At 72.6% G+C, this 24012-nt stretch carries 20 protein-coding genes; 11 read left to right on the plus strand and 9 right to left on the minus strand.

Features of this window, described 5'->3' with window-relative positions; all coding sequences use genetic code 11:
- Positions 1-134 precede the first annotated feature (134 nt).
- The 3 genes from ACFVS9_RS24870 to ACFVS9_RS24880 are packed head-to-tail and all read left to right on the plus strand — an operon-like array spanning position 135 to position 4736.
- Positions 135-1277 (plus strand): acyl-CoA dehydrogenase family protein, encoded by a 1143-nt coding sequence (locus tag ACFVS9_RS24870; protein WP_383114290.1) that lies wholly within the window; start codon positions 135-137, stop codon positions 1275-1277.
- A 40-nt stretch (positions 1278-1317) separates the two neighbouring features.
- On the plus strand, positions 1318-2532 hold the full coding sequence (locus ACFVS9_RS24875) for an acetyl-CoA C-acetyltransferase (protein WP_389935546.1): 1215 nt from the start codon (positions 1318-1320) through the stop codon (positions 2530-2532).
- A 38-nt stretch (positions 2533-2570) separates the two neighbouring features.
- A complete protein-coding gene (locus ACFVS9_RS24880; RefSeq protein ID WP_389935549.1) occupies positions 2571-4736 on the plus strand; it encodes a 3-hydroxyacyl-CoA dehydrogenase NAD-binding domain-containing protein in 2166 nt (721 codons plus the stop codon).
- 22 nt (positions 4737-4758) lie between these two features.
- On the opposite strand, the gene ACFVS9_RS24885 is transcribed toward ACFVS9_RS24880, so the two are convergent.
- Positions 4759-5499 (minus strand): MerR family transcriptional regulator, encoded by a 741-nt coding sequence (locus ACFVS9_RS24885; protein WP_383114293.1) that lies wholly within the window; start codon positions 5497-5499, stop codon positions 4759-4761.
- A gap of 411 nt (positions 5500-5910) precedes the next feature.
- On the opposite strand from ACFVS9_RS24885, the gene ACFVS9_RS24890 reads away from it, so the two are divergent.
- Together ACFVS9_RS24890 and ACFVS9_RS24895 are read left to right on the plus strand one after the other, a co-directional pair.
- A complete protein-coding gene (locus tag ACFVS9_RS24890) occupies positions 5911-6387 on the plus strand; it encodes a macro domain-containing protein (protein WP_383114294.1) in 477 nt (158 codons plus the stop codon).
- 118 nt (positions 6388-6505) lie between these two features.
- Positions 6506-7138, plus strand: coding sequence for a TetR/AcrR family transcriptional regulator (locus ACFVS9_RS24895; RefSeq protein WP_383114295.1), 633 nt, complete (start codon positions 6506-6508; stop codon positions 7136-7138).
- A 30-nt stretch (positions 7139-7168) separates the two neighbouring features.
- Here the strand turns inward: ACFVS9_RS24895 and ACFVS9_RS24900 are convergent, their stop codons facing one another.
- Entirely contained in the window at positions 7169-8047 is an 879-nt protein-coding gene (locus tag ACFVS9_RS24900; protein WP_389935552.1) for an oxygenase MpaB family protein, read from the minus strand.
- Positions 8048-8312: 265 nt separating this feature from the next.
- Between ACFVS9_RS24900 and ACFVS9_RS24905 the strand changes: the two genes are divergently transcribed.
- A complete protein-coding gene (locus tag ACFVS9_RS24905) occupies positions 8313-9191 on the plus strand; it encodes an oxygenase MpaB family protein (RefSeq protein WP_383114297.1) in 879 nt (292 codons plus the stop codon).
- Positions 9192-9251: 60 nt separating this feature from the next.
- Here ACFVS9_RS24905 and ACFVS9_RS24910 read toward each other — a convergent pair whose 3' ends face one another.
- Complete coding sequence (locus ACFVS9_RS24910) at positions 9252-10301, minus strand: LacI family DNA-binding transcriptional regulator (RefSeq protein WP_383114298.1); 1050 nt, start codon at positions 10299-10301, stop codon at positions 9252-9254.
- A 241-nt stretch (positions 10302-10542) separates the two neighbouring features.
- Here ACFVS9_RS24910 and ACFVS9_RS24915 point away from each other — a divergent pair, with 241 nt between their 5' ends.
- The gene (locus ACFVS9_RS24915; protein WP_383114299.1) at positions 10543-12282 is read left to right on the plus strand and encodes a BCCT family transporter; all 1740 of its coding nucleotides are present in this window, start codon (positions 10543-10545) and stop codon (positions 12280-12282) included.
- A 12-nt stretch (positions 12283-12294) separates the two neighbouring features.
- On the opposite strand, the gene ACFVS9_RS24920 is transcribed toward ACFVS9_RS24915, so the two are convergent.
- Positions 12295-13227, minus strand: coding sequence for an FAD-dependent oxidoreductase (locus tag ACFVS9_RS24920; RefSeq protein WP_389935556.1), 933 nt, complete (start codon positions 13225-13227; stop codon positions 12295-12297).
- A gap of 107 nt (positions 13228-13334) precedes the next feature.
- On the opposite strand from ACFVS9_RS24920, the gene ACFVS9_RS24925 reads away from it, so the two are divergent.
- Positions 13335-14975, plus strand: a complete 1641-nt coding sequence (locus ACFVS9_RS24925) for an ABC-F family ATP-binding cassette domain-containing protein (RefSeq protein ID WP_389935559.1) — start codon at positions 13335-13337, stop codon at positions 14973-14975.
- Positions 14976-15153: 178 nt separating this feature from the next.
- Here the strand turns inward: ACFVS9_RS24925 and ACFVS9_RS24930 are convergent, their stop codons facing one another.
- Together ACFVS9_RS24930 and ACFVS9_RS24935 are read right to left on the minus strand one after the other, a co-directional pair.
- Entirely contained in the window at positions 15154-17580 is a 2427-nt protein-coding gene (locus ACFVS9_RS24930) for a Tex family protein (protein WP_389935562.1), read from the minus strand.
- Between the two features lie 356 nt (positions 17581-17936).
- Complete coding sequence (locus ACFVS9_RS24935; RefSeq protein ID WP_389935564.1) at positions 17937-18800, minus strand: hypothetical protein; 864 nt, start codon at positions 18798-18800, stop codon at positions 17937-17939.
- A 133-nt stretch (positions 18801-18933) separates the two neighbouring features.
- Here ACFVS9_RS24935 and ACFVS9_RS24940 point away from each other — a divergent pair, with 133 nt between their 5' ends.
- Both ACFVS9_RS24940 and ACFVS9_RS24945 read left to right on the plus strand, forming a co-directional pair.
- Positions 18934-19890, plus strand: coding sequence for a GlxA family transcriptional regulator (locus ACFVS9_RS24940; RefSeq protein WP_383114304.1), 957 nt, complete (start codon positions 18934-18936; stop codon positions 19888-19890).
- Between the two features lie 60 nt (positions 19891-19950).
- Positions 19951-20586 (plus strand): DJ-1/PfpI family protein, encoded by a 636-nt coding sequence (locus tag ACFVS9_RS24945; protein WP_383114305.1) that lies wholly within the window; start codon positions 19951-19953, stop codon positions 20584-20586.
- Here the strand turns inward: ACFVS9_RS24945 and ACFVS9_RS24950 are convergent.
- A complete protein-coding gene (locus tag ACFVS9_RS24950; RefSeq protein WP_389935568.1) occupies positions 20573-21376 on the minus strand; it encodes an enoyl-CoA hydratase/isomerase family protein in 804 nt (267 codons plus the stop codon). The two genes, ACFVS9_RS24945 and ACFVS9_RS24950, sit on opposite strands and share 14 nt — an antisense overlap.
- Positions 21377-21625: 249 nt before the next feature.
- Here ACFVS9_RS24950 and ACFVS9_RS24955 point away from each other — a divergent pair, with 249 nt between their 5' ends.
- Positions 21626-22081: an ATP-binding protein gene (locus ACFVS9_RS24955; RefSeq protein WP_383114307.1), complete on the plus strand. Its 456-nt coding sequence runs from the start codon at positions 21626-21628 to the stop codon at positions 22079-22081.
- 24 nt (positions 22082-22105) lie between these two features.
- On the opposite strand, the gene idi is transcribed toward ACFVS9_RS24955, so the two are convergent.
- Together idi and ACFVS9_RS24965 are read right to left on the minus strand one after the other, a co-directional pair.
- Positions 22106-22699 carry an isopentenyl-diphosphate Delta-isomerase gene (gene idi / locus ACFVS9_RS24960; protein ID WP_383114308.1) on the minus strand — a complete coding sequence of 198 codons (594 nt, stop codon included), beginning with the start codon at positions 22697-22699 and terminating at the stop codon, positions 22106-22108.
- A 355-nt stretch (positions 22700-23054) separates the two neighbouring features.
- Entirely contained in the window at positions 23055-23996 is a 942-nt protein-coding gene (locus tag ACFVS9_RS24965; RefSeq protein WP_383114309.1) for a cation diffusion facilitator family transporter, read from the minus strand.
- Positions 23997-24012: the final 16 nt, after the last annotated feature.

The raw sequence follows: 24012 nt of genomic DNA on the forward strand, positions 1-24012 counted from the left end.
CGTGGTGCCCGGTCCCGGAGGCGCCGGCGGAGCCGCCCGTGAGGCAGGGGCCACCCCGCTCGACGCCACATCCGCCGGCCCCGGGGCCGCGCGGCCGATCTCCACCGTCAGGAACCGGATCCAGGGGGCTTGAAGTGCAGCGGCAGATCTTCACCGAAGAACACGAGGCGTTCCGCGGGACCGTCCGCACCTTCCTGGACAGGGAGGTCCTCCCGCACTACGAGCAGTGGGAGGAGGACGGAATCGTCTCGCGCGAGGCCTGGCTCGCCGCCGGACGGCAGGGGCTGCTCGGCCTCGCCGTCCCCGAGGAGTACGGAGGCGGGGGCACCACCGACTTCCGCTACAGCGCGGTGCTCGCCGAGGAGTTCACCCGGGCCGGGGTCGCCGGGCTGGCGCTCGGGCTGCACAACGACATCGTCGGCCCCTATCTGACCGGGCTCGGCACGCGGGAGCAGAAGCGGCGCTGGCTGCCCGGCTTCTGCGGCGGCCGGACCATCACCGCCATCGCGATGACCGAACCGGGTGCGGGCTCCGACCTTCAGGGCATCCGCACCACCGCCGAGGACAAGGGCGACCACTGGCTCCTCAACGGCTCGAAGACCTTCATCTCCAACGGCATCCTCGCCGACCTGGTGATCGTCGTCGCCAGGACCTCTCCGGAGGGCGGGGCGAAGGGACTGTCCCTGCTCGTCGTCGAGCGCGGCGCCGAGGGCTTCGGGAGGGGCCGCAACCTGGACAAGATCGGGCAGAGGTCCCAGGACACCGCCGAGCTGTTCTTCGACGGCGTACGCGTGCCCAAGGAGAACCTCCTCGGTGAGCTCGACGGCGCCTTCGTCCACCTCATGACCAACCTGGCCCAGGAGCGGATGGGCATCGCGGTCGCCGGGATCGCCGCCGCCGAACACCTCCTGGAGATCACCACCCGGTACGTCAAGGAGCGCGAGGCCTTCGGGCGCCCGCTCTCCAAGCTCCAGCACGTCCGCTTCGAGATCGCTGAGATGGCCACCGAGTGCGCCGTCACCCGCACCTTCGTCGACCGGTGCGTCGTCGACCACTCCGAGGGGGCGCTCGACGCCGTCCACGCCTCGATGGCCAAGTGGTGGGCCACCGAGCTGCAGAAGCGGGTCGCCGACCGCTGCCTCCAACTCCACGGCGGCTACGGCTACATGGCCGATCACCGGGTCGCCAGGGCCTTCACCGACGGCCGGATCCAGACCATCTACGGCGGGACGACCGAGATCATGAAGGAGATCATCGGCCGCTCGCTGCTCTCCTGACCTCCCACCCTCCCCGCACCGACCCCGAAAGGCAGCCGCCTTGAGTACCGAAGCATTCGTCTACGACGCGATCCGCACACCGCGCGGTCGAGGCAAGGCCAACGGCGCCCTGCACGGCACGAAGCCGATCGACCTCGTCGTCGGCCTCATCCACGAGATCCGTGACCGCTTCCCCGGCCTGGACCCGGCGGCCATCGACGACATCGTCCTCGGTGTCGTCAGCCCGCTCGGCGACCAGGGCTCCGACATCGCCCGCATCGCCGCCATCGCCGCGGGACTGCCGGAATCCGTCGCGGGCGTACAGGAGAACCGCTTCTGCGCCTCCGGTCTGGAAGCGGTCAACCTGGCCGCCGCCAAGGTCCGTTCGGGCTGGGAGGACCTCGTCCTGGCCGGTGGCGTCGAGTCGATGTCCCGGGTGCCGATGGGCTCGGACGGCGGTGCCTGGGCCATGGACCCGATGACCAGCTTCGAGACCGGCTTCGCCCCGCAGGGCATCGGCGCCGACCTCATCGCCACCGTGGAGGGCTTCTCGCGCCGGGACGTCGACGAATACGCCGCGCTCTCCCAGGAACGCGCGGCCATCGCCTGGAAGGAGGAGCGCTTCGCGCGCTCCGTCGTTCCCGTCAAGGACCGCAACGGCCTGCTCGTCCTCGGCCACGACGAGCACATGCGCCCCGGTACCACCGCCGACTCGCTCGCCTCGCTCAAGCCGTCCTTCGCCACGATCGGCGAGATGGGCGGCTTCGACGCCGTCGCCCTCCAGAAGTACCACTGGGTCGAGAAGATCGACCACGTCCACCACGCGGGCAACTCCTCCGGGATCGTCGACGGCGCGGCCCTCGTCGCGATCGGCTCCAGGGAGACGGGCGAGCGCTACGGACTCACCCCGCGCGCCCGTATCGTCTCCGCCGCCGTGTCCGGCTCCGAGCCGACCATCATGCTCACCGGGCCCGCCCCCGCCACCCGCAAGGCGCTGGCCAAGGCGGGACTCACCATCGACGACATCGACCTCGTCGAGATCAACGAGGCCTTCGCGGGGGTCGTCCTGCGCTTCGTCCGGGACATGGGCCTGTCCCTCGACAAGGTCAACGTGAACGGCGGTGCCATCGCGCTCGGCCACCCGCTGGGCGCGACCGGCGCGATGATCCTCGGCACCCTCGTCGACGAACTGGAGCGTCAGGACAAGCGCTACGGCCTCGTCACGCTCTGCGTCGGCGGCGGCATGGGCGTCGCCACCGTCATCGAGCGTCTCTGACCGTCCCCGGCCCCTCTGCCTACGGAGAAGAAAAAGCAATGACCGAGACCATCCGCTGGGAACAGGACGAGACCGGCGTCGTCACCCTCGTGCTCGACGACCCCGACCAGTCCGCCAACACGATGAACCAGGGCTTCAGGGAGTCCATCGCGGCCGTCGCCGAGCGCGCCGTGGCCGAGAAGGACTCCATCCGGGGCATCATCTACACCTCCGCCAAGAAGACCTTCTTCGCGGGCGGTGACCTGAAGGACATGATCAGGATCGGTCCCGGGAACGCCCAGGAGGCGTTCGACGCCGGGACCGCGGTCAAGAAGGCGCTGCGCACCATCGAGACCCTCGGCAAACCCGTCGTCGCCGCCATCAACGGCGCGGCCCTCGGCGGCGGTTACGAGATCGCGCTCGCGGCCCACCACCGGGTCGCCCTGGACGCCCCCGGGTCCCGCATCGGCCTGCCCGAAGTCACGCTCGGCCTGCTGCCCGCGGGCGGCGGGGTCACCCGGACCGTGCGGCTGATGGGCATCGCGGACGCCCTGCTGAAGCTCCTCCTCCAGGGCACCCAGTACACCCCGCGCCGTGCCCTGGAGAACGGCCTGGTCCACGAGGTCGCCGCCACCCGCCAGGAGATGCTCGACCGGGCCCGCGCCTTCATCGACGCCCACCCCGAGTCGCAGCAGCCGTGGGACGCCAAGGGGTACCGGATCCCCGGCGGCACCCCGTCGAACCCGAAGTTCGCGGCGAACCTGCCCGCGTTCCCCGCCAACCTGAAGAAGCAGCTCGCGGGCGCTCCCATGCCCGCGCCCCGCAACATCATGGCCGCGGCGGTCGAGGGGGCGCAGGTCGACTTCGAGACCGCGCAGACCATCGAGGCGCGCTACTTCACCGAGCTGGTCACCGGCCAGGTCGCGAAGAACATGATCCAGGCGTTCTTCTTCGACTTTCAGGCCGTCAACTCCGGTGCCAGCCGCCCGGCGGGCGTCGAACAGCGCCAGGTCCGCAAGGTGGCCGTCCTCGGCGCCGGGATGATGGGAGCGGGCATCGCCTACTCCTGCGCCCGCGCCGGCCTCGACGTCGTCCTGAAGGACGTCTCCGCCGAGGCGGCCGCCCGGGGCAAGGCGTACAGCGAGAAGCTCCTCGCCAAGGCGCTCTCCCGGGGCCGTACGACCGAGGCGAAGCGGGACGAGCTGCTGGCCCGTATCACCCCGACCGGTGACCCGGCCGACCTCGCGGGCTGCGACGCGGTGATCGAGGCGGTCTTCGAGGACACCGCGCTCAAGCACACGGTGTTCCAGGAGATCCAGGACGTCGTCGACCCCGACGCGCTGCTCTGTTCCAACACCTCGACGCTGCCCATCACGGTCCTCGCCGAAGGCGTCGCCAGGCCGGCGGACTTCATCGGGCTGCACTTCTTCTCGCCCGTCGACAAGATGCCGCTCGTCGAGATCATCAAGGGCGGGAAGACCGGGGACGAGGCACTGGCACGCGCCTTCGACCTGGTGCGCCGCATCGGGAAGACCCCGATCGTCGTGAACGACTCGCGGGGCTTCTTCACCTCACGGGTCATCGGCCACTTCATCAACGAGGGCGTCGCCATGGTCGGCGAGGGCGTCGAACCCGCCTCCGTCGAGCAGGCGGCGGCGCAGGCCGGCTACCCGGCCAAGGTGCTCTCCCTCATGGACGAGCTGACCCTCACCCTGCCCCGCAAGATCCGGAACGAGACCCGGCGCGCCGTCGAGGAGGCGGGCGGCACCTGGGCCACGCATCCCGCGGACGCGGTCATCGACCGCATGGTCGACGAGTTCGGACGGCCGGGCCGCAGCGGGGGAGCGGGCTTCTACGAGTACGGCGAGGACGGCAGCCGCGGCGCGCTCTGGCCGGGGCTGCGCGAGCACTTCACGGAGCCCGGCACCGACGTGCCCTTCGAGGACATGAAGGAGCGGATGCTCTTCTCCGAGGCACTGGACAGCGTCCGCTGCCTGGAGGAGAACGTCCTCATGACCGTCGCCGACGCGAACATCGGCTCCATCATGGGCATCGGCTTCCCCGCCTGGACCGGCGGCGTGCTCCAGTACATCAACGGGTACGAGGGCGGTCTGCCGGGCTTCGTGGCACGCGCCCGGCAGCTCGCCGAGCGCTACGGCGACCGCTTCCTGCCGTCGCCCCTGCTGCTGGAGAAGGCGGCGAACGGCGAGACCTTCCACGACTGACGAGGTCGCGCGCGGGCCGCGCTCACCGCTCCTCACCCGCGGTGAACGCGGCCCGCAGCTCCTCCTTCAGCGACCTCTGGAAGGCCGTCAGCAGCGCCTGGAGCACCATCGGCTGCATGTGGGCCGAGAGCGACTTCATCGCCCTCACGTGTTCCGGGTCCGACTCCCGCTCCCGGTAGGGGTCCCACACCTCGTCCCGGAACAGCCGGGTCAGCTCCTTCGCGGCGGAGCGGGTGTGCTCCAGCAGGACCGTGCGCGCGGCGAGGATCGTCCCGTGCGCGATCGGCACGTCCAGCAGCTCCACCCCGAGCCGCAGCAGGGCCGGGTCGACGAGGAAGGGCCCCCCGGGCGTCGCGGGGTGCTCCAGCACGCCCATGGCCGCCAGCCGGTCGACGTCCTGTCCGTCGAGCGCCCGTCCCGCCCGCCGCTCCAGCTCGGCGCGCCCCATGTCCTCGGCCGTTTCGGGCGACCAGGACGCCACCAGGGCGCGGTGGATCGCCAGGTCCTGCGCGCTCAGGTCCGGCGGCAGCTGCTGGAGGTAGCGCTCGATGGCGGCCAGCGTCATGCCCTGGTGCTGGAGTTCCTCGATGAGGGCCAGCCGGGAGAGGTGGTCGGGCCCGTAGTGCCCGACGCGCCGGGGACCGATCACCGGCGGCGGCAACAGGCCCCGGGTGCTGTAGAAGCGCACGGTGCGCACGGTCACCCCCGCCCGCGCCGCCAGTTCGTCGACGGTCAGCGTCGGCTCGTCTGTCCCGGTCGCCATCGCTGCTCCTCGTCGCGGACGGGCCCGTCCTGCCGGGCCTCGGTCGATCAAGTGCAACAGTATTGCTGTCGCACCATTGTGGTGAAAGAGCCCGGGGGCGGCCGTACCCGTCGGCGATCCCACCGGACCGGGCCGGCGGTGACGGCGCCTACGTACGTCCACCGGTTCCCGGCCGACGAGGAGTACTTCGCCTACGCGGCGTACGACCTGTGGGGCGCGCTCGGTGCCTGGACCGGCCCCGGCGACGTCCGGGTCCCGACGACCGGCCACGTGCGCGCCGGGCAGGACGACTTCGGCCGCGCCTCCTGCTCCTGCGGGGGCCGGCCCGCCCCCTCGCTGAGTGACGGCCGGCGGAGCGCCCCGCCGCCCGCCCCCGGGGGCGTTGTCGGTGGCGGCCCGTACGGTGGACGCATGCCAGGGATCACGTATGTGCGCGGGGACGCCACCGCGCCGCAGGGCAAGGGCGTCAAGCTGATCGTGCACGTCTGCAACGACCTGGGCGGCTGGGGCAAGGGATTCGTCCTCGCCGTCTCCCGCCGCTGGGCCGCTCCCGAAGCCGCCTACCGGCGCTGGCACCGCGAGCGCTCCGGCAACGACTTCGGGCTGGGAGCGGCGCAGTTCGTCCAGGTGGAGCCGTACGTCTGGGTGGCGAACGTGGTCGGCCAGCGCGGGATGCGCACCGGCAGCAAGGGGGTGCCGGTGCGCTACGAGGCGATCGACGAGGGGCTGCGGAAGGTGGCGGTGCGGGCCGCCGAGCTGGGCGCGTCGGTGCACATGCCGAGGATCGGGTGCGGCCTGGCGGGCGGCACCTGGCCGAGGGTCGAACCGCTCCTCACCGAACGGCTGGTGAAGCGCGGCCTCGACGTCACGGTGTACGACCACGGGTGAGGCCGCCGGCGCGGGGCCCGGACAGGGAGGCACGGGAGGGGAGTTACAAAGAGCCGGATCGGGTAGCAGTGTCGCACGCTCTGTATGGTTGAGTGGTGCCGACGGACTTGGAGACCTGATGGCCGCACCGGGCACCAACGAGGCGCTGCTGGCCGGCGCGCTCGCCGAGGCACCGGCCTACGACGCGCTGGACGAACAGATCCTGGACGCGGCACGCGAGCAGTTCATGACCTTCGGGCTGCGCCGCTCGACCGTCGACGACGTGGCCAAGCGGGCCAAGGTCTCCCGTGTCACCGTGTACCGGCGGATCGGCAACAAGGACAGCCTGGTCTCCGCCTGTCTGCTGCGTGAGTACCGCAGGTTCGTGGTGGACGTGGACGAGGCCGTGGCCGCGCTGCCCACCACGGAGGACCGGCTGGTCGCCGGATTCGTCGCCGTCCTCAAGCACTTCCGCGAACATCCTCTGGTGGGCGGTCTGCTGAGGCTGGAGCCGGAGATCATGCTCCCCTTCCTCACGGTGGAGAGCGGGCCCGCCTTCCTCGCGATGCGCGCCTACCTGGCCGACCGGCTCCGCCACGCCCAGCGCGCCGAAGGGCTGCCGGAGACGGACCCGACACCCGTCGCCGAACTGATGGTGCGGATCACCGTCTCCTTCCTCCTCAACCCGGTGAGCTGCTTCGAGCTGGACGACGACGAGCAGGTGCGGGCCTTCGCCCGCCGCTACCTGGTGCCGCTGCTCAGCGCCGCCTGAGCGTCCCTGACGGGAGCGCCGTCCCCGCCGTCACGCCGTCTCCGTGGGCAGGGGCTCCAGCGGGCGGTTCCTGGCCCAGTGCGGGCCGAGGTCGTCGAGCCGGTACCCGAAAGGATAGCTGCGCGGCCGGGGGCGGGAGGGCAGCCACCGGGGCCGGGGCGGCAGCAGCCGTACGCCGCGCGACCGGGCGCGGACCAGGCGCGCGGCCGAGGCCCGCACCCACCGTGGCTGCGCAGGGAAGCCCAGGGCCCGCAGCAGCGGTTCGTCCAGCAGGGCGAGCGAGAACCTGGCCACCAGGGGGCGTAAGGGCGCCGGATACCAGGCGGCCATGACGCGGAAGGTCGCGTTGGCGACCCGGCGGTTCGCCGGGTCGTAGGCGAACATCCGGCCCTCGTAGGAGTCGAGCAGTTCCTCGAACTCCCGGTAGGTGCCGGGCGCACCCTCGATGCCCATCATGGCCGCCATCCGCCGCCCCACCTCCGCCAGCGCGCCCTCCTCCTGTGCGCACAGGGGACGCCACCCGAACCGGTCGATCCAGCGCTTGGGGCCGACGACCGTGGTCGCCAGGACATAGAGGTAGTCCTCGTTCGGGATGCGGTACCTGCCGTGGATCCGGTTGAGGTGGCGGGCCGCCGCCCGGGCGCGCTCCGAGTCGAAGCCGTCGGCGGCCATCTCGTAGCCGAACAGGACGGTGTCGTCGTAGCGCTTCTGGCCGTTGCGCTCGAACTCCTGCGTGCGGTCCAGCAGTACGGAGATCCTCGGCACGCCGTAGTCGCGCAGGAAGGCGACGCTGATGCCCTGCCGGTAGTCCCAAGGGAACTCGTACTGGGACATCAGCCGGAGAATCTCGGCGCAGTCGCGGGCGGGATCCATCCGGCGGATCTGGTGCAGTCGGCTGTAGCGGCCCATGGTCAGCAACCCCTCCTGTTGAGTGACGACCGGCTTGCCCGGGACGGCATGTGACGGTTCCTCATGCCGTGGAGAGTCAAAGTTACAAATACTATTGACTTGTTTCATGGGGTGCGTCAACGGCTGTGCCGACACTGCTGACACGGATTCGCGCAGGAGTCCATTGCCGCTCCGGCGGGCGGCGCCGGCGCGCTCGGGATCGCATACTGGAGGTGACAGGGGCCGGGCACCGGTCCGCGCGCCGCCGACCGCCGGGAGCATCCCCATGACCAGCGCGGGAGACCCGTCGCCGCCCCCGCCGGGCGGCGTCCTGTGGAGCCTCGCGGGTGACATCCGAGGGCTGCTGATGCTGCCCGCCGCCCTCACCCTCCAGGTCGCCCGCCCGGCCGTCGGCGCGGGCGTCGACGCGTACTCGGTCTTCCGTACCGACCCCTGGGGCCGCGGCGAGCGGTCCCTGAGCTCGCTCCAGCTCTGGGTGTACGGGGGAGAGGAGGCGGCGGAGGAGGGGCGCAGGCTCAGGGAGCTGCACCGGGCGATCCGGGGGACCGACACCCGGGGCCGGCCCTACCACGCGCTCGCACCCGCGAACTACGCGTGGGTGCACGCCACCGGCTTCCCCGTCTACCGGCACGCGACGCGCTACCTGGTCCGCCCGCTGACCGGCGCGCAGGAACGCGCCCTGTACCGGGAATGGCTCCAGGTCGGCCGGGTCCTCGGCATCCACGACCGCGACATGCCGCAGACGATCGAGGAGTTCTGGCCGTACTACCGCAGGATGCTGGCCGAGGAGGTGGAGGCCACCGTCGTCGTACGCGAACTCGTCGCCACGGACGTTCCCGTACCGCCCCCCGACCGCGGACCCCTCGTCCTGCGGCTGCTCCTGAGGGCGCTGTGGCCGGTGCTGCTCCCGCCGCTCGCCCGGTTCCGCCGCTTCCTGACGACCGGGCTCATGCCGCCGGACGCCCGCGAGGCCATCGGGCTCGAATGGACCCCGGAGCAGGAGCGGCGGCTGCGGCGTTTCGGCGCCGTCGTACGGCGGATCGTGCCGCTGCTCCCGGAGCGGCTGCGCTATCTGCCGCGCGCCAGGTCGGCGCGGGCCGAGTGGCGGGCCGGCGGACGGCGGGAGCGGCACAGGCCGGAGTGATCCCGCCGGTCCGCCGTGACCCGCCGTGCGGGATCGGGCCCCGGGTGACCGGCGGGCGCCTCAGGCGGAGGCCCTGCGGACCAGTTCGGTCGGGGTGACCACGGACTCCGGCCAGGTGCCCGTGCCGCTGTCCAGGCGCTCCATCAGCAGCCTCACCATGAGCCGCCCCATGCCCTCGACGTCCTGGCGGACCGTCGTCAGCGGCGGCTCGGTGGCCTCCGCCACCGAGGTCATGTCGTCGAACCCGACCACGGCCACGTCCTCGGGAACCCGTACGCCCCGCTCGCGCAGCACCCGCAGGGCGCCCGACGCCATCAGGTCGTTGGACACGAACACGGCGTCGAGGTCCGGGTGCGCGTCCAGCAGCTCCGCCATGGCCCTGGCGCCGCCCTCCACCGTGAAGTCGCCGTCCGCCACGAGTTCGCTCCCCGCGTCCGGCAGCACGTCGTGGTACCCGTCGATCCGGTCGAGCGCCGATGTCTGGTCCCGGGGTCCGGCGAGGTGCGCGATGCGGCGGCGGCCGAGCGAGACCAGGTGGCGTACGGCCTCGCGGGCGCCGCCCCGGTTGTCGCAGTCGACGTACGGCACCTGGGGCGCGTCCCCGCCCTCCACCGGGCGTTCCGGGCGGCCCCCGTACACCGTGGGGACCCGGAACCGCCTGATGATCGCGGGCAGTTCGTCGTCGGTGTGCAGGGAGAAGGCGAGCACGCCGTCCACATGGCCGCCGGCCAGGTAGCGGGTGACCCGGTCGAAGTCGCCGCTGCCCTCCACCAGCAGCAGCACCAGCTGCGCGTCGTGGGCGTTGAGCTCGCGGCTGATCCCGCGGATCTGGCGGGAGAAGAACGGGTCGGAGAAGACCCGGAACTCGGGCTCGTCGATGATCACGGCGACCGCGCCGTTGCGCCGGGTGACCAGGGTCCGCGCCGCGTGGTTGGGGATGTAGCCCAGCTCGTCGACCGCCCTGCGCACCTGGTCCACCAGGGGCTGCCGTACGCCCGCGCCGCCGTTGACGACGCGGGACGCCGTCGCCCTGGACACACCCGCGCGGGCCGCCACGGCCTCCAGGGTGGGGCGGGCGTCACGTTGCGGATCGGGGGTCGGGTCGGGCAAGGGTCGCTCCTCGTACACGCGCGTCCCGGCTGGGAGCGGCTGGAACTGGCGGGTTCGGCACGAACGCCGTCAGCCTAGTCGCCCGGCCGGGAAGGCCGGGCAGGTGATCGCACCGCGATCGGGCGACATACCGTCACAGAAGAGGTCAAGGCGGAACAGCTTGTTGGTCCCCTGAGATGCACACCCCGTGTGGTACTGCCTACGGAGAGCGAATTTTCGCACTGCGGGAAAGGTGCCATCTGTGTCATACGACGAGCAGGGCCCGGGCGGGCGGGGGGACCACCTCCCGGTCACGGCCGAACCGCCCGCCGAGCCCCAGCACGGCCGGCGCCCCACGACCGACCGGGTGGTCTTCGGCGTCACGGCGGTGCTGACGGTCGCCTTCGTGGTCTGGGGCTCCACGGCCACCGGCTCACTGGAGAACATCTCCAGCAGCCTGCTCAACGGACTCATCCACAACGGCGGTTGGGCCTTCATGCTGGCGGCCTCCGGCTTCGTGGTCTTCGCCCTCTGGCTCGCGATCAGCCGGTACGGGAAGATCTCGCTCGGGCAGGAGGGGGAGGAACCCGAGTTCCGGACGATCTCCTGGGTCGCGATGATGTTCAGCGCGGGCATGGGGATCGGCCTGATGTTCTACGGGGTGAGCGAACCGCTGGCCCACTTCGTCCATCCGCCGCCCGGGACCCACCCCGCGGACGCCGCCGAGGCGATGCAGACGGCGATGGCCACGACCCTCTTCCACTGGACCCTGCACCCCTGGGCGATCTACGCGGTCGTCGGACTCGCCATCGCCTACAGCGCCTACCGCCGGCACCGGAGGCAGACGATCAGCTCGGTCTTCGTCCCGCTCATCGGCGAGAGGCGCGCCCACGGGCCCGTGGGGCGTGTCATCGACATCCTCGCCATCTTCGCCACCCTGTTCGGCTCCGCGGCCTCGCTCGGGCTCGGCGCGCTCCAGATCGGCAGCGGGTTCCAGGAGCTCGACTGGATGGAGAAGACCGGCACCGGACTGCTCGTCGCGATCATCGCCGTGCTGACGGTCGCCTTCGTCGCCTCCGCCGTGTCCGGCGTCGAGAAGGGCATCCAGTGGCTGTCCAACATCAACATGGTGCTCGCCCTGGTCCTGGTGGTGTTCGTCTTCGTCGTCGGCCCCACCGTCATCATCCTGGACCTGCTGCCCACCTCCATCGCCGCCTACTTCGGCGACCTCGCCCAGCTCGCCGGGCGGACCGAGGCCACCGGAAAGGGCGAGGTCGCCGAGTGGCTGGCCGGCTGGACGGTCTTCTACTGGGCGTGGTGGATCTCGTGGACGCCCTTCGTCGGCATGTTCATCGCGAGGATCAGCCGGGGCCGGACGATCCGCCAGTTCGTCGGCGGGGTGATCCTGGTGCCCAGCACCGTCAGCCTGATCTGGTTCGCGGTCTTCGGCGGGTCGGCGATCAGGCTGGAGGAGACGGGGCAGCTCAAGGGGGTCGGCGCCACCCAGGAGGCCCAGCTCTTCGGAGTCCTCCAGCAGTTCCCGATCGCCACCTTCATGAGCATCCTGGTGATGGTCCTGGTCGGCATCTTCTTCGTCTCGGGCGCCGACGCGGCGTCGATCGTGATGGGCACCCTCTCCCAGAAGGGCGTCCTCGAACCCGCCAGGTGGGTCGTGATCTTCTGGGGCGTGGTCACCGGCGCGGTGGCCGCGGTCATGCTGCTCATCGGCAACGGCGAGGGGGACGCGCTCGCCGGTCTCCAGAACCTGACCATCCTGGTGGCCGCGCCGTTCACCCTCGTCATGATCGGCATGTGCGTGTCCCTGATGAGGGACCTGCGGCACGATCCGCTGATCGTCCGCAGGGAGTTCGGGGTGGAGGCCGTCGAATCCGCGGTCATCGAGGGGCACGCCAAGTACGACGGGGACTTCGAGATCCGGATCGGACCCGGCACGGCGGAGGTCACCACCGACGAACGCCCCCGCCCCGACACGCCGGCCTGACCGGACCGCCGCTCAGCCCACGAGCCGGGCGGCCGCCCGCGCGCAGCCCCGGGCCACCGTCACCCCCGCGCCCCCGTGCCCGTAGTTGTGCACCAGCAGACCCCCGCCCGGCAGATCCTCCGCCTCGATGCGCACCCCGGCGTCCCTGGCCGGCCGCAGGCCCACCCGGTGGGCGATGATCCGGGCCCCCGCGATCTCCGGCCGTACCCGGGCGCACCGCGCCACGATCTCCCGCGCCGTCCGGTCGTCGGGCTCCGCCCGCGGATCGTCCACCTCCGCGGTCCCGCCCAGCACCAGCCCGAACGGCTGCGGAAAGAGGTACGTCGTCGCGCTGGCGGCCGGATCCGCCCGGGTGAACCACTCCTCGATCCCGGGGTTCTCCACCACGACCAGCTGCCCCCTCACCGGCCGCACCAGCGGGTCCGGGACCAGCTCACGGGCGCCCAGCCCGGTGCAGTTGACGACCACCCGCGCCTCGGCCGCCGCCTCCGCGAAGCCGCGCACCGTACGCCGCTCGACCACGCCCCCCGCGGCGGCCAGCCGGCCCTCCAGCCAGCGCAGGTGGGCCGGCATGTCGATCAGCGGAAGGGTCACCCGCAGCCCCTCCGCCACCTCGGACGCCGTCCGCAGCTCACGGGCCCACGGCCCCAGCGCGGCCAGCCGCTCACCCCCGTGCACCCCGGTCACCAGGCGCACGCCGGTCGCCGAGGGATCGGCCGCCAGCTCCTCGTACACCCGCAGGGTCTCCAGGGACCACGCGCCCACCTGCTCCTCCGGCTCGATCCGGTAGGGCCACCACAGCGCCCCGGCCACGGCGGAGGTCGTCGCCCCTGCCGGGTCCCGGGACCAGACGCGCACCCGCAGCCCGCGCTCCGCCAGCAGCAGCGCCGTGGTCAGCCCGCTGATCCCGCCACCCACCACGATCACGTCCGCCACCGTGCTCACCCCTGTCACCACACCGCCCCGCGCGAACCGGGGGCCCGAGCGGCCATGCTCCCACCCCGGTCCGGCGGCAGCCCAGGCCTTTCCGGTTCGTTAGGATCGTCACCCTGATGACTGCCACTCTCGTCGCCAAGGAACTCGCCGCCGGACACGGCGACCGCACACTCTTCGCGGGACTCGACCTCGTGGTCGCGCCCGGCGACGTGATCGGTCTCGTCGGAGCCAACGGCGCGGGCAAATCCTCACTGCTGCGCCTGCTCGCCGGACTCGACCGGCCCGAGGAGGGTGAGCTGCGGCTCTCCCCGCCCACCGCCACCGTCGGCCACCTCCCGCAGGAGCCCGAGCGCCGCGCGGGTGAGTCCGTACGGGAGTTCCTCGCCCGCCGCACCGGGGTCGCGGAGGCCCAGGCCGCCATGGACGCCGCGACCCAGGCCCTCGTGGACGGTGCGCCCGGCGCGGACGACGCGTACTCCGAGACCCTGGAGCGCTGGCTCGCCCTCGGCGGCGCCGACCTGGACGAACGCGCCGAGGAGACCGCCGCCGACCTCGGCCTCACCATCGGCCTCGACCTGCCCATGACCGCCCTCTCGGGCGGCCAGGCGGCCCGCGCCGGACTCGCCTCGCTCCTGCTGTCGCGCTACGACGTGTTCCTGCTCGACGAACCCACCAACGACCTCGACCTCGACGGCCTCGAACGCCTGGAGCGCTTCGTGTCGGGACTGCGCGCCGGCACCGTCGTCATCAGCCACGACCGCGAGTTCCTGATGCGCACGGTCACCAAGGTGCTCGAACTCGACCTCGCCCAGCAGCAGATCAACCTCTACGGCGGCGGCTACGCCTCCTACCTGGAGGAGCGCGAACGCGCGCGTACCCACGCCCGCGAGGAGTTCGAGGAGTACGCCGACAAGCGCTCCGCCCTCGAGGGCCGCGCCCAGATGCAGCGCGGCTGGATGGACAAGGGCGTCAAGAACGCCCGTCGCAAGGCCACCGACAACGACAAGATCGGCCGCAAGTTCCGCAGCGAGGCCAGCGAGAAGCAGGCCGCGAAGGCCAAGCAGACCCAGCGCATGATCGAGCGCCTCGACGTCGTCGAGGAGCCGCGCAAGGAGTGGGAGCTGCGGATGGAGATCGCCTCCGCGCCGCGCTCCGGCTCCGTCGTGGCGACCCTGCGCGACGCCGCCGTCGCCCGCGGCGGGTTCTCCTTCGGCCCGGCGAACCTGCAGATCGACTGGGCGGACCGGGTCGCCATCACCGGAGCCAACGGGGCGGGCAAGTCCACGCTGCTCGCCGCGCTGCTCGGACGGCTGCCGCTCGACACGGGCCACGCCTCGCTCGGCCCGGGTGTCGTGGTCGGCGAGGTCGACCAGGCCCGCAGGCTCTTCCACGGCACGGGCACCCTGCTGGACGCGTTCTGCGCCGCCGTGCCCGACACCGAGCCCGCCGAGGTGCGCACCCTGCTCGCGAAGTTCGGCCTGCGCGCCGCGCACGTGCTGCGCCCCGTGACGACCCTCTCGCCCGGCGAACGCACCCGCGCCGGTCTCGCCCTCCTCCAGGGCAGGGGGGTCAACCTGCTGGTCCTGGACGAGCCGACGAACCACCTGGACCTGCCGGCGATCGAACAGCTGGAGTCCGCCCTGGAGGCGTACACCGGGACGCTGCTGCTGGTCACGCACGACCGGCGGATGCTGGAGGCGGTCCGTACGACCCGCCGGGTCGAGGTCCGCGACGGCAGGATCACCGAGTCCGGCTGACCCGGGCCCCCGTCTCCGGGAGCACCTGCCCGCCCCCGGAGACCGGGACGGGCACACGCGCGGCCGCCGCGGGGCGTGGAGTCACGGCGGCACCGCGTTCCCCGTGACGGCGCCACCGCCCGTCATGGCCGGGGTACGACCACGGGCGGACGGGGCCACGGCCCCGCCCGCCCGACTCTCAGCGCTTGCGCCCGCCCTGGTCGGAGCCGCCCGTCAGACCCGCCCGCCGCAGCGCGTCCGCCATGGCGCTGTTGGCCGGGGCCGCCGCGGGCCGGGGTGCGCTCCCGCCGCCCCCGCGCCGGTCACGGCGCTGGCCGGCGCCCGGCTGGCGGCCGTCCTGCGCCTGCCCCTGCCGCTGCCGGGGCGGCCGCTCGCCGCCGCCCTGGGCGTTCCGCTCGCGCTTGGGTCCCTGACCGCCGCCCTGACCCGCGGCCTCGTCGTCGAGCCGCAGGGTCAGCGAGACCCGCTTGCGCGGCAGGTCGACGTCCATGACCTTCACCTTCACGATGTCGCCCGGCTTCACGACGTCCCTCGGGTCCTTGACGAACGTCCGCGACATCGCCGACACATGGACCAGACCGTCCTGGTGGACGCCGACGTCCACGAAGGCGCCGAAGGCCGCGACGTTCGTGACGACGCCCTCCAGCACCATCCCGGGCACCAGGTCGCCGAGCTTCTCGACGCCCTCCTTGAACGTGGCGGTCCGGAAGGCGGGGCGTGGGTCGCGTCCCGGCTTCTCCAGTTCCCTGAGGATGTCCGTGACCGTCGGCAGACCGAACTTCCGGTCCACGAAGTCGTCCGGCCGCAGCGAACGCAGGGTCTCCCTGTCGCCGATCAGCGAGGCGACGTCACCACCGGTCCGCTTCACCATCGTGCGCACCACGGGGTACGCCTCGGGGTGCACGCTGGACGCGTCCAGAGGGTCGTCGCCGTCCCGGATCCGCAGGAAGCCCGCGCACTGCTCGTACGCCTTCGGCCCCAGCCGTGCCACGTCCTTCAGCGCCCGGCGGGAGCGGAACGGGCCGTTCGTGTCGCGGTGCGCCACGATGTTCTCGGCCAGCCCGGACCCGATGCCCGACACCCGCGAAAGCAGCGGTGCCGACGCGGTGTTGACGTCGACGCCGACCCCGTTCACACAGTCCTCGACCACCGCGTCCAGCGACCGCGACAGCTTCACCTCGGACAGGTCGTGCTGGTACTGGCCGACCCCGATCGACTTCGGGTCGATCTTCACCAGCTCGGCCAGCGGGTCCTGGAGCCGGCGCGCGATCGAGACGGCGCCGCGCAACGAGACGTCCATGTCGGGGAGTTCCTGCGAGGCGAACGCCGACGCCGAGTACACGGAGGCGCCCGCCTCCGACACCATCACCTTGGTGAGCTTCAGCTCGGGGTGCCTGTCGCACAGTTCGCCCGCGAGCTTGTCCGTCTCCCGGGACGCGGTGCCGTTCCCGATCGCGATCAGGTCGACCCGGTGCTCCTTCGCGAGGCGCTCCAGCGTGGCGAGCGACTGGTCCCACTTGTTCGCCGGGACGTGCGGGTGGATGACGTCCGTCGCGACGACCTTGCCCGTCGCGTCCACGACGGCCACCTTCACACCCGTACGGAAACCGGGGTCCAGCCCCAGGGTCGCCCGCGTCCCCGCGGGCGCGGCGAGCAGCAGGTCCCGCAGGTTGGACGCGAAGACGCGCACGGCCTCGTCCTCCGCCGCCGTACGCAGCCGGAGCCGCAGGTCGATCCCGAGGTGCACGAGGATCCGGGTCCGCCAGGCCCAGCGGACCGTGTCGGCGAGCCACTTGTCCCCGGGCCGCCCCCGGTCCGCGACGCCGAACCTGCGGGCGACCATGTTCTCGTACGAGGAGGGGCCCGGCTGCTCCGAGGGCTCCTCCGGCTCCAGGACCAGGTCGAGCACGTCCTCCTTCTCACCCCGGAGCATCGCGAGGACCCGGTGCGAGGGCAGCGCCGTGAACGGCTCGGCGAAGTCGAAGTAGTCGGCGAACTTCGCGCCCGCCTCCTCCTTGCCGTCGCGCACCTTCGCGACGACCCTGCCGCGCGACCACATGCGTTCGCGCAGTTCGCCGGTCAGGTCGGCGTCCTCCGAGAAGCGCTCGGCCAGGACGGCCCGGGCGCCTTCCAGCGCCGCCGCGGGGTCCGCCACGCCCTTGCCGACGTCGACGAACGCGGCGGCGGCCACCAGCGGGTCCACGGACGGGTCGCCGAGCAGCCCGTCGGCCAGGGGCTCCAGGCCCGCCTCGCGTGCGATCTGTGCCTTCGTCCTGCGCTTCGGCTTGAACGGCAGGTAGATGTCCTCCAGCCGTGCCTTGGTGTCGGCCGCCCGGATCCGCGCCTCCAGGGCGTCGTCGAGCTTGCCCTGTTCACGCACGGAGTCGAGGACCGCCGAACGGCGGTCCTCGAGTTCCCGGAGATATCGCAGCCTCTCCTCGAGCGTGCGCAGCTGCGCGTCGTCGAGCATCTCGGTCGCTTCCTTGCGGTAGCGCGCGATGAACGGCACGGTCGACCCGCCGTCGAGCAAGTCGACGGCCGCCTTCACCTGACGCTCACGTACGCCGAGCTCCTCGGCGATCCTGCCTTCGATGGACGTCGTCACGGTTTTCCCGACTCGCCTTCTCGTACTGGCTGTGCTGGCTGTGCCACTGGGGTGGTCCACATCCGGGTGGGCCCCTTCGCCTGCATTGTGCCGGGTGGCCGGGGGCCGTGTCGCGTGACCCGGTCGGTCACGGCCCCGCCGTCCTGCCGCAGGCGGCCCTCACGCGCGCCCGGTCCCGCCGCCGCGCGGCGCGCCGTCGAAGGGGCCGGCCAGGAGCCGCGAGGGCAGGGCGGCCACGCCGGCGACCGCACGGAACACGGTGTGCCTCCTCCGTCGGGTGCGTCCGTCGCGTGGCCGTTGCCCGCCCTCGTGGACGTGTGCGGTGCCGGGGCCGCCCCGCGTCCACGGGGCCGGGATCAGCCCTTGCCCACCAGGTCCGGCGGGAACGCGCCGGCGGAGGCGGCCGCGAACAGGAACCCGCGGCTCAGGTCGGTCAGCCGGGCCACACCGTCGGCGCCCAGGTGCTCGTACGGCGCGGCGTCCATCCGGTCCGTCGCCTCCTCCAGATCCGCCCGGAGCGCGGTGCCCGCGTCGGTCAGCTCGCCCTCGGCGTCCAGCACGCCCCGGCCGCGCAGCCGTTCCACCGCCGCGTCCCAGTCCGCGCGTCGCCAGCCCCGGGTGGCGAGGATCCAGCGCGGCGCCATGCCCTTGCCGGTGGCGGTGTGGCTGACCAGAGCCTCGAGCGGGTCGAGGCCTGCCGTGAGGAGGGCGGCCAGATGTCCGTCGCCGCGGTGCTCGCGCAGCAGCGTGGCGGCGTGCCAGTACGCCAGGTGCGGCTGCTCCGGCGCCTCCAGGTCCGCGTGCGCGGCGTACAGCGGGCGGGCGTGGCGGGTGCACGCCTCGGTGGCCCGCAGGGCCAGCCCGGCCGCCTCCGCCATCTCCGGGGACGCGAGGGCCTCCTCGCCCAGCACCCGGCGCAGCGTCGAGTCGGCGGCCCGCAGGCGGGCGTCGAGCGCCTCCGCCGGGGTGATGTCCGACCAGACGGCGGGCAGGTGGCGGGCCACCAGCCGGTGGTCGAAGTTGTAGAAGGCCGCGGTGACCGTGCCCGCCCCGACGGCGCCCAGTGCCGCGGCCCGCGCGGCGAAGTAGACACGGCCGTCGTCGTCGACACCGAGCCCCCTGAACTCCTCGCCGAGGTCGGGCGAGAAGTAGACGGAGGAGTGCAGCGGGTTGAGCGCGTTGTGGCAGCGGCGCCCGGCACGGGGCGGAAGAGTACTCATGCCCGCACGTTACCGACTGGTTGGTACGTGAGGTAGACCCGGGGCGGACACCGACGGCCCACGGCCCGGCATGGCAGGAAAGGTGGGGAACTCGTCATTGCGGCCATCGGCCCGTCCGCCCAGGATGACGGACATGAAACAGCGATCCGTGCTCGTCGTCCTCTTCGAGGGCGTGCAGAGCCTCGACGTGAGCGGCCCGGTGGAGGTCTTCGCCGGAGCCTCCCGTTTCCCCGGGGTCTCCTACGACCTGCGCACCGCCTCGCTGGACGGGGCGCCGGTGCGCTGTTCCAGCGGACTCACGCTCGTCCCCGACGGGACCCTCGCCGACGCCCCCGTGCCGGATCTGCTGCTCGTGCCCGGCGGCGCGGGCACCAGGACACCCGACCCGGAGCTGGTCGCATGGCTCCGCACGCACGCCCCCACGGCCCGGCAACTGGTCTCGGTCTGCACCGGTGCCCTGCTCCTCGCCGCGGCGGGCCAGCTCGACGGCCACCGTGTCACCACCCACTGGTCCGTGTGCGAGACGCTCGCCCGGACCTATCCGGCAGTGCGCGTGGACCCGGACCCGATCTTCGTACGCGACGGACGCCTGGCCACCTCGGCCGGTGTCACCGCCGGGATCGACCTCGCGCTCGCCCTGGTCGAGGAGGAACACGGCCGGGACGTCGCGCTCGCCGTCGCCCGCCGGCTCGTCGTGTTCCTCCGACGCCCGGGGAACCAGGGCCAGTTCAGTGCCCAGCTCACCGCGCAGACCGCCGTCCGTGAGCCCCTCCGCGAGGTCCAGCACTGGATCACCGAGCATCCGGACGCCGATCTGTCGGTGGAGGCGCTCGCGGCCCGCGCCCGGCTCTCGCCCCGTCACTTCGCCCGCGCCTTCCAGGCCGAGACCGGCCTGACCCCGGGCCGGTACGTGGAACGCGTACGCCTCGAACAGGCGCGCCGGATGCTGGAGGACACGAGCGACGGTGTCGCCGGCATCTCCCGCGCCAGCGGCTACGGCACGCCGGAGGCGATGCGCCGCGCCTTCGTCAGGGCCCTCGGGACGGCGCCCGCCGAGTACCGGCGCCGGTTCCAGCCCCGGAGCGGCTGACCCCTGCCCCTCCCGGAGCACGCCCACCCCGACCGACCACCGGCAGACGAAAGGTCCCTCATGCAGATCGCCATCGTGCTCTTCGACCGCTTCACCGCCCTCGACGCCGTGGGCCCGTACGAGATGCTCAGCCGGGCTCCCGGTGCCGAGACCGTGCTGGTCGCCGAGGAGCCCGGGGCCGTGCGCAACGACAGCGGCAGCCTCTCGCTCGTCGCCGACCGCGCGCTCCGTGACGTGCCCGCCCCCGACGTGGTGATCGTGCCGGGAGGACCCGGGCAGAGCGGCCAGATGGAGAACGAGGCGCTGCTCGGCTGGCTGCGGACGGCGGACACCACCAGCACCTGGACCACCTCGGTGTGCACCGGATCCCTGCTGCTCGGCGCCGCCGGACTGCTCAGCGGCCGGCGCGCCACCTCGCACTGGCTGGCGCTCGACGCGCTCAAGGCCTTCGGGGCCGAGCCGACCGGCGAGCGGGTGGTCCTGGACGGCAAGTACGTCACCGCCGCCGGGGTCTCCGCCGGCATCGACATGGGCCTCACGCTGCTGGGCCGGATCGCGGGTGACGAGTACGCCCGGACCGTCCAGCTCCTGACCGAGTACGACCCCCGGCCGCCCTACGACAACGGATCGCCCGAGAAGGCCCCGGCGGCCATGGTCGAGGAGTGGCGTGCCAACAGCCGGTTCATCCAGGGGTAGGAACCGCCCCGTCCGCGCTCCCCGTCGTCCAGGTGAAGACGGGAGCGCGGCGCTCCAGGAAGGCGGCGACCCCTTCGGCGGTCTCGCCGCTGCCGCGGGCCCGCTCCGACCAGTACGCGTCCCGGTCCTCGCGGCCGTCGGCGAACTCCTTCGCCGCCGCCTGGGTCAGCTGCGAACGCGAGGCGAGGATGCGGGTGAACGCACGCACGCGTCCGTCCAGCGCGCCCACCGGAAGGACCTCGTCCACCAGCCCCGTGCGCAACGCCCTCGGTGTCCCGATCAGTTCGCCGGAGAAGAGCAGGAACTTCGCCGTGGCCGGGCCGACGAGCGCGACCAGGCGGCGCGTCGACGACGAGGGGTAGACGATCCCGAGCTTGGCCGGGGTGACACCGAAGGACGCCCCCTCCTCGGCGAACCGCAGGTCACAGGCGGCCGCGAGCTGGCTGCCGCCGCCCACGCAGTACCCGCGCACGGCGGCCAGCGTCGGGCGGGGGAACGCCGCCAGGGCCTCCTCGGCCCGGACGGCGAGCGCCTGGGGACGCCCGGCCGGGTCCCGGAGGGAGGAGATGTCCGCCCCGGCGCAGAACGTGTCACCGGCGCCGGTGAGCACGAGGACCCGCACACCGGGGTCGGCGGCCAGCTCCTCCAGCAGCACGGGCAGCGCCCGCCACATGTCCGCGGTCATCGCGTTGCGCTTGGCGGGGTGGCTGATGACGACGGTGGCCACCCCGTCCACCACCGCGTGCTCCAGCCCTGGCTCCGCCCCCGCCGCCCGCTCCCCGAGATCCATGCGCCGGATGCTATCCGTACGGCCCGAACCCATGAGCGGGCGAGGGGGGGGGCGTCGGTCTGGTGACGGACCGGATGACGTGCGAAGGCGGCGAGAAATAGTCCATCACCTGACGCCGTCATACTCCGAACGGTCAAATTGCTTCTGAAAGTGACCACTTGTGGTCAGTCGTAGGGTCCGGACCGCGCTCCTCCCGACACTCGTCAACCAAGGGTCAGAGACGTCCGAGTCGAGAGCGGGTGGCGGTCCATGGAGAGCCGTGGGAGCGTTCCGGCCCATCCCATGCCGTACGAGGGGGTGTGGCGCTTCACCGCCCCCGCGGCCGACGTCTCGGTGCCGCAGGCCCGGCATGCGGTACGGGACCTGATCGGCCGCCAGGGCGCGCCCGTCGAGGACGGCGTGCTCCAGGGGCTGCTGCTCATCGTGTCGGAGCTGGTCACCAACGCGGTCCGGCACGCGGCGCTGCTCTCGCCCGAGCTGGCGGTCGAGGTGGCCATCGGGGCGGAGTGGATCCGGGTGTCCGTCGAGGACAACCACCCCTACCGCCCGACGGCGCTCGTCACCGACCACGCGCAGACGGGCGGCCGTGGCCTGCTCCTGGTGCGTGAGATCACCGCCGAGGCGGGCGGCACCTGCGAGGTCGAGCACACCGCCGGCGGCGGCAAGATCATCTGGGCGGCGCTGCCCCTCAAGACGCAGCTCTGACCGCCCCTGCGGGACGTACGGTCCCTACCAGCCCGCGGACGGTCCCGTCAGCTCCCTGACCGCGGGCCGCGCGGCGTCCAGCACGGTCATGAACCACGCCGAGAACGGGGCGGCGGCATGCCGCTCCGCCAGCTCGGCGGCGGTCACGAAGGCCGTCTCGCCGACCTCCTCCTCGTCGGGCCGCAGACGTTCCTGCACCATGCCGACGAAGAGGTGGTTGAACTCCTGCTCCACCAGGCCCGACTCCGGATCGGGGTGGTTGTAGCGCACGGTGCCCGCCGCGGCGAGCAGCGAGGGCGAGACCCCCAGCTCCTCGTACGTGCGCCGGGCGGCCGCCGCGAAAGGCGCCTCGCCCGGGTACGGGTGGCCGCAGCAGGTGTTCGACCACACGCCGGGGGAGTGGTACTTGCCGAGCGCGCGGCGCTGGAGCAGCAGCCGTCCCTGCTCGTCGAAGAGGAAGACGGAGAAGGCGCGGTGCAGCTGGCCGGGGGCCTGGTGAGCGGCGAGCTTCTCCGCGGTGCCGATGGTGGTGCCGTTCTCGTCGACCAGTTCGAGCATGATCGCGTCTGCTGTGCCGTTCGACGAGCTGTTCGCCGCGGTGGCTGGTGTGGTCGGCATACCCATCCTTCGCTTTGGTTCCCGGCCTCGTGCGCCGGACCCCTCGAGTGCGGACAAGTCTGCCGTACAAAAGCCGCTTGTCCGCACTTCGGGTGCTGGCATGTCCGTCCCGCCCCGTTGTGGGGGAGTGGCGGGGCGGACACGGTGCCTGGCGCCGGAGACCGGCCGGTCAGTGGATCATGCCCCCCGGTACCGGAACGGAACCGCCGGGGACCAGCGCGGTCGTCGCCACGCCGGGAACACCGGGCCCCGGCCCGCTCGCCCGACCGGGCGCCGGTGCGAAGCGGAAGGCCGCGCGGTGCCCCGGGCGCCCGGCTACCGGGACGAGTGACGTGTCGAGCAGGCGCGCGGTGCCTCAGTGGCAGAGCCGTGCCTCGTGCTCCGCGTGCCCGCTGGGCTCCAGCTGGAAGGTGCAGTGCTCGACGTCGAAGTGGTGGCCGAGGCAGCCCTGAAGATCGTGCAGGAGCTTCTCGTGCCCGACCGAGTCCAGCATCTCCTGGTGCACGACCACGTGGGCCGAGAGGACGGGCATGCCCGAGGTGATCGTCCAGGCGTGCAGGTCGTGGACGCCCAGCACACCGGGCAGGGCCGTGATGTGGGCGCGCACCTCGTCCATGTCGACCCCCTTGGGCGCCGACTCCAGCAGCACGTCCAGCGTCTCCCGCAGCAGCTTGACCGTACGGGGGACGATCATGAGGCCGATCAGCAGCGACGCGATGGGGTCGGCCGCCTGCCAGCCGGTGGCCATGATGATGCCCGCGGACACCAGCACGGTCACCGAGCCGAGCGTGTCCGCCACGACCTCCAGGTAGGCGCCGCGCACGTTGAGGCTGTCGCGCTGCCCGCGCATCAGCAGGGAGAGGGAGACGACGTTGGCGACGAGGCCGACGGCGGCGAACGCGATGGTCAGGCCGCCCCGCGTCTCCGCCGGGGTGATGAAGCGGTCCACGGCCTCGAAGACCAGATAACCGCCGACGCCGAGCAGCAGCAGGCAGTTGGCCAGCGCGGCGAGGATCTCGGCACGGGCGTACCCGAAGGTGCGGTTGGGGCCGGCGGGCCGGTTGGCGAAGTGGATGGCCAGCAGGGCCATGCCGAGGCCGAGCGCGTCGGTCGCCATATGGGCCGCGTCCGCGATCAGTGCGAGCGAGTCCGAGAGCAGCCCGCCGACGATCTCCATGACCATGACGCCGAGCGTGATGCCCAGGGCGACCCGCAGCCGGCCCCGGTACGCGGCGGCGGCCGTCCCCGTCGGAGGCGGTCCCTGGTGCGCGTGCCCGTGATCGTGGCCAGCCCCCATGTGAACGCCTCCGCAA

Origin of the sequence: Streptomyces sp. NPDC058008 (assembly GCF_042886395.1) — a bacterium.
Taxonomy (GTDB): domain Bacteria; phylum Actinomycetota; class Actinomycetes; order Streptomycetales; family Streptomycetaceae; genus Streptomyces.

What these genes read in the sequence shown, in the direction of transcription:
- ACFVS9_RS24880 (WP_389935549.1), top strand. Translation starts at nt 2,571, where the DNA reads ATGACCGAGACCATCCGCTGGGAACAGGACGAGACCGGCGTCGTCACC.
- ACFVS9_RS24885 (WP_383114293.1), bottom strand. Translation starts at nt 5,499, where the DNA reads ATGGCGACCGGGACAGACGAGCCGACGCTGACCGTCGACGAACTGGCG.
- ACFVS9_RS24890 (WP_383114294.1), top strand. Translation starts at nt 5,911, where the DNA reads ATGCCAGGGATCACGTATGTGCGCGGGGACGCCACCGCGCCGCAGGGC.
- ACFVS9_RS24895 (WP_383114295.1), top strand. Translation starts at nt 6,506, where the DNA reads ATGGCCGCACCGGGCACCAACGAGGCGCTGCTGGCCGGCGCGCTCGCC.
- ACFVS9_RS24900 (WP_389935552.1), bottom strand. Translation starts at nt 8,047, where the DNA reads ATGGGCCGCTACAGCCGACTGCACCAGATCCGCCGGATGGATCCCGCC.
- ACFVS9_RS24905 (WP_383114297.1), top strand. Translation starts at nt 8,313, where the DNA reads ATGACCAGCGCGGGAGACCCGTCGCCGCCCCCGCCGGGCGGCGTCCTG.
- ACFVS9_RS24925 (WP_389935559.1), top strand. Translation starts at nt 13,335, where the DNA reads ATGACTGCCACTCTCGTCGCCAAGGAACTCGCCGCCGGACACGGCGAC.
- ACFVS9_RS24935 (WP_389935564.1), bottom strand. Translation starts at nt 18,800, where the DNA reads ATGAGTACTCTTCCGCCCCGTGCCGGGCGCCGCTGCCACAACGCGCTC.
- ACFVS9_RS24940 (WP_383114304.1), top strand. Translation starts at nt 18,934, where the DNA reads ATGAAACAGCGATCCGTGCTCGTCGTCCTCTTCGAGGGCGTGCAGAGC.
- ACFVS9_RS24945 (WP_383114305.1), top strand. Translation starts at nt 19,951, where the DNA reads ATGCAGATCGCCATCGTGCTCTTCGACCGCTTCACCGCCCTCGACGCC.
- ACFVS9_RS24950 (WP_389935568.1), bottom strand. Translation starts at nt 21,376, where the DNA reads ATGGATCTCGGGGAGCGGGCGGCGGGGGCGGAGCCAGGGCTGGAGCAC.
- ACFVS9_RS24955 (WP_383114307.1), top strand. Translation starts at nt 21,626, where the DNA reads ATGGAGAGCCGTGGGAGCGTTCCGGCCCATCCCATGCCGTACGAGGGG.
- idi (WP_383114308.1), bottom strand. Translation starts at nt 22,699, where the DNA reads ATGCCGACCACACCAGCCACCGCGGCGAACAGCTCGTCGAACGGCACA.
- ACFVS9_RS24965 (WP_383114309.1), bottom strand. Translation starts at nt 23,996, where the DNA reads ATGGGGGCTGGCCACGATCACGGGCACGCGCACCAGGGACCGCCTCCG.